Source organism: Mesorhizobium sp. M7A.F.Ca.AU.001.01.1.1 (genome assembly GCF_004022735.1).
Taxonomy (GTDB): Bacteria; Pseudomonadota; Alphaproteobacteria; order Rhizobiales; family Rhizobiaceae; genus Mesorhizobium; species Mesorhizobium ciceri.
Window position 1 is genome coordinate 1 of record NZ_RZPF01000296.1, and the last position, 7347, is coordinate 7347.

Annotated in this window: 6 protein-coding genes and 1 pseudogene; 6 read left to right on the forward strand and 1 reads right to left on the reverse strand. The window is 63.7% G+C overall.

Annotated elements, in window-relative coordinates; all coding sequences use genetic code 11:
- The 6 genes from EN884_RS18810 to EN884_RS18835 form a co-directional block, all read left to right on the forward strand.
- A partial coding sequence (locus tag EN884_RS18810) for a glycoside hydrolase family 15 protein (RefSeq protein ID WP_128360672.1) occupies positions 1–1693 on the forward strand: 1693 nt, incomplete at its 5' end.
- A gap of 34 nt (positions 1694–1727) precedes the next feature.
- A complete protein-coding gene (gnd, locus tag EN884_RS18815) occupies positions 1728–2741 on the forward strand; it encodes a phosphogluconate dehydrogenase (NAD(+)-dependent, decarboxylating) (RefSeq protein WP_063169509.1) in 1014 nt (337 codons plus the stop codon).
- Positions 2742–2763: 22 nt separating this feature from the next.
- Positions 2764–4140: a glucose-6-phosphate dehydrogenase gene (gene zwf, locus EN884_RS18820; protein ID WP_063169510.1), complete on the forward strand. Its 1377-nt coding sequence runs from the start codon at positions 2764–2766 to the stop codon at positions 4138–4140.
- A 13-nt stretch (positions 4141–4153) separates the two neighbouring features.
- Positions 4154–4873 (forward strand): ROK family protein, encoded by a 720-nt coding sequence (locus EN884_RS18825; protein WP_063169511.1) that lies wholly within the window; start codon positions 4154–4156, stop codon positions 4871–4873.
- A gap of 216 nt (positions 4874–5089) precedes the next feature.
- The gene (locus EN884_RS18830) at positions 5090–5551 is read left to right on the forward strand and encodes a MucR family transcriptional regulator (protein WP_013528917.1); all 462 of its coding nucleotides are present in this window, start codon (positions 5090–5092) and stop codon (positions 5549–5551) included.
- Positions 5552–5776: 225 nt separating this feature from the next.
- A complete protein-coding gene (locus EN884_RS18835) occupies positions 5777–6877 on the forward strand; it encodes a pyridoxal phosphate-dependent aminotransferase (RefSeq protein ID WP_063169512.1) in 1101 nt (366 codons plus the stop codon).
- A 99-nt stretch (positions 6878–6976) separates the two neighbouring features.
- Here EN884_RS18835 and EN884_RS18840 read toward each other — a convergent pair.
- Positions 6977–7192, reverse strand: a pseudogene (locus EN884_RS18840) (MFS transporter); the annotation flags it as partial.
- Positions 7193–7347: the final 155 nt, after the last annotated feature.

Below are 7347 nucleotides of genomic sequence, written 5' to 3' on the forward strand. Positions count from 1 at the left end.
ACATGCTTTCGCCAGCCTGAAGCAGGGTTTTGAACCCGCGGCGAAATCCTACCTCCAGAACTGGCGCAACTGGCAAAAGGGCCTGCTGCCGCTCGACCGGCACGCGGTGCCCGGGATCAACTTCTATCGCGTCTCGACGGCGGTACTGGCGACGCACCGGTCGATCGCCACACCGGGCGCCGCGGTCGCCAGCCTGTCGATCCCGTGGGGCTTCGACAAGGGCGACGACGACCTCGGCGGCTACCATCTGGTCTGGCCGCGCGATCTGGTCGAGACGGCCGGCGGCTTTCTTGCTGCCGGCGACGCCGCCTCGGCGTTGCAAATCCTCGACTATCTCGGCTCCATCCAGCAGCCGGACGGCCACTGGCCGCAGAACGCCTGGCTCGACGGATCGGCCTATTGGCCCGGCATCCAGATGGACGAATGCGCCTTTCCGCTGCTGCTGGCCGAAGCTTTGCACCGCGCCGGCCATTTGCCGCACGCCAGGCTCGCAGTCTTTCTGCCGATGATCGAGCGCGCCGCCGGGTTCGTCGTGCGCAACGGGCCGGTCACCGGCGAGGACCGCTGGGAAGAGGATGCCGGCTACAGCCCGTTCACGCTCGCCGTCGAAATCGCCGCACTGCTTGCCGCAGCCGACCTGCTCGACGCCTGTGGCAAGCCGGACGGGGCGACCTATCTGCGCGAGACATCAGACGTCTGGAACGACCAGGTCGAGCGCTGGACCTACGTCACCGGCACGGCGATCTGCGGTCAAGTCGGCGTCGACGGCTACTATGTCCGCATCGCGCCGCCCGACAGCGCCTCGGCCGGTTCGCCGAAGGACGGCTATGTCCCGATCAAGAACCGGCCGCCCGGCGACACCGACCGGCCGGCCGAGCAAATCGTCAGTCCGGATGCGCTTGCACTTGTCCGCTTCGGTCTGCGGGCGGCCGACGACCCGCGCATGACAGACACGGTCAAGGTCATCGACGCGCAATTGCGCTGCGATCTGCCGCAAGGGCCGCTCTGGTACCGCTACAACGGCGACGGCTATGGCGAGCATGAAGATGGCGCACCTTTCGACGGCACCGGCCAGGGTCGCCCCTGGCCGCTGCTGGCCGGCGAACGCGCCCACTATGAGCTGGCGGCCGGGCGCAGGGAAAAGGCAGCCAGCCTGCTGGCAGCGCTGGAAGGCTCGGCCGGACCGGGCGGCCTGTTGCCGGAGCAGGTCTGGGACGGCGCCGATAGGCCGGAGCGCGAACTGCTGCACGGCCGCCCCTCGGGCAGCGCCATGCCGCTGGTCTGGGCGCATTCGGAGCATATCAAGCTGTTGCGCTCGCTGCGCGACGGCGCGGTCTTCGACATGCCCCCGCAAGGCGTCAAGCGCTATATCGAGGACAAGACCGTATCGCCGTTCAGAACATGGCGGTTCAACAACAAGATCCGCACGGTCCCGGCCGGCAAGACGCTGCGCTTCGAACTGTTGGCCCCGGCTACAGTCCATTGGAGCACCGACAACTGGGCGACCGCCCACGACAGCCAGACGGTAGAAAACGATTTCGGCATCCATCTTGCCGATCTGCCCGTCTCTGGCCTTCCCAAGGGAAGCACGCTGACCTTCACTTTTTTCTGGCCCGGGGCCGGCGATTGGGAGAATGTCGACTTCTCCGTCATCTCAGGCGACCAGGACAGCCAGCAGACCTTCCCTCGATAACCCCGCAAATCTCCTAGAAAACAGGGACGAAACCATGCAGATCGGAATGATGGGACTGGGCCGGATGGGCGCCAACATGGTCCGGCGCCTGATGCGCGACGGCCACGAATGCGTCGTCTACGACATCAACCCGGCCAGCGTCGCGGCCCTGGTGACCGACGGCGCGTCAGGGGCGGCCTCGATGGAAGAATTCATCGGCAAGCTGGCCAAGCCGCGCTGTGTGTGGCTGATGCTGCCGGCGGCGATCACCGGCAGGATCATCGACCAGGTGGCGGCCCTGATGGAGCCCGGCGACATCGTCATCGACGGCGGCAATTCCTATTATCACGACGCCGTCGACCAGGCCGCGAAACTGGCCGGCAAGGGCATCCATCTTGTCGATGTCGGCACCAGCGGCGGCGTCTGGGGCCTGGAGCGTGGCTACTGCCTGATGATCGGCGGTCCCGACGTGGCGGTGCAGCACCTCGATTCGATCTTCGCCACGCTGGCGCCGGGCGCCGATGCCGGCTCCAATCCGTCCAGGGATGCCGGGACCGCGCCCTTCGGCTACCTGCATTGCGGACCGAGCGGCGCCGGCCACTTCGTCAAGATGGTGCACAACGGCATCGAGTATGGCGTCATGGCCGCCTATGCCGAAGGCATGAACATCCTGAAATCGGCCAATGCAGGCAAGCGGCAACGGACGGCGGACGCCGAGACCAGCCCGCTGGAAAACCCGCAATACTATCAGTTCGACATCGACCTTCCCCAGGTGGCCGAGGTCTGGCGGCATGGCAGCGTTATCGGCTCCTGGCTGCTTGACCTGACGGCCGGCGCCTTGAAAAGCGATCCGGGCCTGGTGAATTTCGGCGGCCGCGTTTCGGATTCCGGCGAAGGCCGCTGGACGCTGAAGGCGGCCATCGACACCGGCGTGCCGGCTCCGGTGCTGTCCTCGGCGCTGTTCGACCGCTTCTCCTCGCAGGGCGAATCCGAATTCGCCGACAAGCTGCTCTCCGCCATGCGCTATGCCTTTGGCGGCCATGTCGAGAAGCCGAAGGCCGGCAAGTGAGGACAGCGGGGGAGACACGCGCATGAGCCAGGAACGGTCCGACACGCTGGTGCTCTTCGGGGCAACCGGCGACCTCGCCCACAAGAAGATATTTCCAGCCCTTTACCAGATGGTCGCCAAGGGCACGCTTACCGAACCGGTGATCGGCGTCGCCTTCGATGCCTGGGACCTCAAGCAACTGCAGGCGCGCGCGCGTGACGGCATCGTCAATGCGCTCGGCAAGATCGACGAAAAAGCGTTCGCCAAATTCGCCTCGCTGCTGCGCTACGTCAGCGGCGACTACCGTGACGGAGCGACGTTCGAGAAACTGAAGAGCGCGCTCGGCACCGCACAGCGACCGCTGCATTACATGGCGGTGCCGCCGACCATGTTCGAGACCGTCGTCCAGGGGCTGGAGCAGTCGGGCACGGCGCATGGCGCGCGGCTGATGGTGGAAAAGCCCTTCGGTCACGATCTGCAATCGGCGCGCTGGCTGAACCGGGTCCTGCATCTGGTGTTCGACGAGCAGTCGATCTTCCGCATCGACCACTACCTGGGCAAGGAAGCGATCCAGAACCTGCTCTATTTCCGCTTCGCCAATTCCCTCCTCGAGCCGATCTGGAACCGCAATTACGTCGAGAGCGTGCAGATCACCATGGCCGAGGATTTCGGCGTCGAGGGACGTGGCCGCTTCTATGACGATGTCGGCTGCATCAGGGACGTCATCGAGAACCATCTGCTCAACATCCTGTTGCTGCTTGCCATGGAGCCGCCTGTCGGCCGCTCCGCCGACGATCTGATCGACGAGAAGGTGCAGGTGCTGCGCGCGATCAGGACGCTGACCAAAGACGATGTCGTGCGCGGCCAGTTCACCGGCTATCTCACTGAACCCGGCGTGGCGCCGAACTCGCCCGTCGAGACCTTCGCGGCGGTGCGTTTCTTCGTCGACACCTGGCGCTGGCAGGACGTGCCGTTTTTCATCCGCGCCGGCAAGAACATGCCGGTGCATGTCACCGAAGTGGTGGTGCGGCTGAAGCGGCCGCCGCTCGATGTCTTCGATCCGATCAAGCCCGCCGACCAGAACTACGTCCGCTTCCGCATCGACCCACAGGTGGTGATCGCCATCGGAGCACAGCGCAAGGCGCCGGGCGACGACATGATCGGCGAGCAGGTCGAACTGACGGCGCTCGACGACTCGAAGGGCGACATGCCGCCCTATGAGCGCTTGATAGGCGACGCCATGAACGGCAACGGCCAGCTGTTCACCCGCCAGGACGCCAGCGAACTGGCCTGGCGCATCGTCGGCCCGGTGCTTGGCGACACCACGCCGCCGCACCTCTACGAGCCGCTGACATGGGGACCGGCGGACGTCATGGCCGGGTTCGGGCCACCCAATGGCTGGATCGATCCGGTGAAGTGAGAGGAACCACGCGATGGCCAAGGCAGTGAAGCAACCAGCATCGGGCACCGAGACGCCGGATACTGAAAAGATCGTGCTCACGATCGACATCGGCGGCTCGCACGTCAAGATCCTCACCAGCGCCGGCGGCGCGGAGCGCCGCGCCGATTCGGGGCCGGGGCTGACGCCGCAACAGATGATCGATACCGTGAAGAAGCTCGCCGAAGGCCTGTCCTACGACGTCGTCTCGATGGGCTATCCCGGTCCGGTCAACCACAACAGGCCGCTCGCCGACCCCGCCAATCTCGGCAAGGGCTGGGCTGGATTCGACTTTGCGGGCGCGTTCGGCAAACCGGTGAAAGTGGTCAATGACGCGCTGATGCAGGCCATCGGCAGCTACGAGGGCGGGCGCATGCTGTTCCTCGGGCTCGGCACCGGGCTCGGTGCGGCGATGATTGCCGACAACGTCGCCCAACCGATGGAACTCGCGCATCTGCCCTACAAGAAGGGCAAGAGCTTCGAGGATTATGTCGGCGAACGCGGCCTGGAAAAGCGCGGCAAGAAGAAATGGCGCAAATACGTCTTCGACGTCGTCGACCGGCTCCGTGCCGCCATGCAGCCTGACTATGTCGTCATTGGCGGCGGCAACGTCGACAAGCTCGATGAATTGCCCGCCGACTCCAGGCGCGGCGACAACACACGCGCCTTCGAAGGCGGGTTTCGTTTGTGGCGCGACAAGGCGCTGATAGTCTGATACTGTTATTGTTTAATATAGTTGTTCAAAATAACGTGTGACCTGCCATCAAGTCGTTGCAATACGCAGATTTGCCGACTAGGAATTCCGCGCTACAACAACGCCAATTCGTCCCGTGGACGCACGAAGGACGCCATAGCATTTTGATTTCGCGCATGATCCTTTCCGGAAGTCGAATCCGATTTTCAGGTCATTCGCTGTAGACGGAGAAATAGAGTGACCGACGATAGCAACAGTGCCCGTAAAGACATCGATCTGCTCGAGCTGACCGCCCACATCGTGTCCGCTTACGTCGAGAAGAACCGCTTGCCTGCCTCCGGCCTGGCCGACCTCATCGCCAGCGTCAGCGCCTCGATAAGCGGGCTCGGCAAGCCTGCGGTCCCGGTGGCTGCCCCGCTGGTCCCGGCGGTCAATCCCAAGAAGTCGGTGACGCCCGATTTCATCATCTGCCTCGAAGACGGCAAGAAGTTCAAATCGCTGAAGCGTCACATCGGTGTACATTTCGGCCTGACGCCGGACGCCTATCGCGCCAAATGGGGCTTGCCGTCGGACTATCCGATGGTCGCTCCCAACTACGCGGCCTCGCGTTCGCTGCTGGCGAAGTCGATCGGCCTCGGCCGCAAGGCCGCCCCCGTCAAGGCGCCCGCCAAGGGCAGGAAGGCCAAGGCCTCGGCCTGAACATTCAGTCCTGAGCCAACAGTTAGGACGACTGGAACAGAAGCCTGCCGGCGAATCCGCCTTGGCCGGCTTCCTATTTTTATGGCTTGGATAGGTGGCCGGGTTCCTAGAGCAATTCCAGGAAAAGTGTGAAACGGTTTTCCGTCCGGAATTGCGTAAAAAAACAAGGAGTTAGAGCGGGTCGCCGTTTCCGTGAAACGGTGAACTGCTCTTGGGGAGTGAGCCATGAACTACACCAGGATGGGGATCGAGAAAGAGGCACCGGAAGAATACGGCTACGACCGTATCCGCTTTAATCTTTCCGAAAGCTCGATCGCCGACCAGAAGCTCTCCGACATCGGCCTGTCGCTGCCCGATCTCACGCTTTTCTATGGCGAGCATCGCGGCGACAAGCAGTTGCGTGCACTGATATCGGCGCAGGATGCCGGCATTTCGCCGGATGATGTGCTGGTCACCGCCGGTGCCGCCGGCGCACTGTTCATCATCTCGACCTCGCTTTTGTCGGCCAACGACCATCTCGTCGTCATCCGGCCCAACTACGCCACCAACATCGAAACCCCAAGGGCGATCGGCTGCGCCATCAGCTTTGTCGACCTGGCATTCGAGGAAGGCTTCGCCATCGACGTCGAACGCGTCAAGGCCGCGATTCGGCCGGACACGAAGCTGATCAGCGTCACCTGCCCGCACAACCCGACCGGCACGATGATGAGCCGAGCCGAGCTCGATGCGCTGGTGGCGCTTGCCGAGGCTCGCGGCTGCCATCTGCTGGTCGACGAGACCTATCGCGACCTCTCCTACGGCAGGCGGCTGCCGACGGCTGCCTCACTGAGCCCAAAGGCGATCAGCGTCTCGTCATTGTCCAAGGCCTTCGGCATTCCCGGCATCCGCATCGGCTGGCTGATCACCAGGGATGCGGTGCTTCAGGAAAAATTCCTCGCCGCAAAGGAACAGATCGGCATCTGCGGCAGCGTCATCGACGAAGGCATTGCCCGCGGCATGCTCGAGCGCCGGGATGCCTTCCTGGCGACACTGCTGCCCGAAATGGCCAAGCGCCGCGACATCGTCCAGGCCTGGATCGACCGCGAACCGCTGGTCGACTGGATCAGGCCCGAAGGCGGTGTCGTCGGCTTCCCGCGCCTCGATATCGAACCCGGCTTCGACCTCGACCGGTTCTATGCGAACCTGCTGGAGAACCATGGAACCTATGTCGGACCCGGCCACTGGTTCGAGATGGAAAAACGCTTCTTCCGCGTCGGCTTCGGCTGGCCGACGGAAGCCGAATTGCGCGGCGGCCTCGACGCCATCTCCGTCGCGCTGCGGCAGTAACTTCCGCGTGCCGGCGATGGAGCAGGCTGAAAATTCCTTGATCCAGCACTGATTCTGACGCATATCCGCGGCGAACTGAGCTAAAAGTTCCGCCAGCCGGACCAGCACCAGAAGCAGCGACGGCAGGAACTGGACGATGCCGACCAGGCCGAGATCGAGCGGGTCGCGGGTCAAATCGTACATCTGCCAGCCGACCGCGACGGACACGATCATGGTGGCGAATGTGGTGAGGAAACGCGCCGCCCAATAACTCAGGAAGGAGCGGTGGCGGAACGCGGCATAGCGCTGGTCCGGTGATATCTGTTCGGCGGTCATGATTTAAGAGGCCCCATTGCAGTGGCGTCAGCTGGCGGGGCACTTCCACGATGGGCGCTGGTCCGGCTGGCGGAACTTTTAGCTCAGTTCGCCGCGGATATGCGTCAGAATCAGTGCTGGATCAAGGAATTTTCAGCCTGCTCCATCGCCGGCAC

Coding starts and splice junctions, on each gene's coding strand:
- EN884_RS18825 (WP_063169511.1), top strand. CDS start 4,154: ATGGCCAAGGCAGTGAAGCAACCAGCATCGGGCACCGAGACGCCGGAT.
- gnd (WP_063169509.1), top strand. CDS start 1,728: ATGCAGATCGGAATGATGGGACTGGGCCGGATGGGCGCCAACATGGTC.
- EN884_RS18835 (WP_063169512.1), top strand. CDS start 5,777: ATGAACTACACCAGGATGGGGATCGAGAAAGAGGCACCGGAAGAATAC.
- zwf (WP_063169510.1), top strand. CDS start 2,764: ATGAGCCAGGAACGGTCCGACACGCTGGTGCTCTTCGGGGCAACCGGC.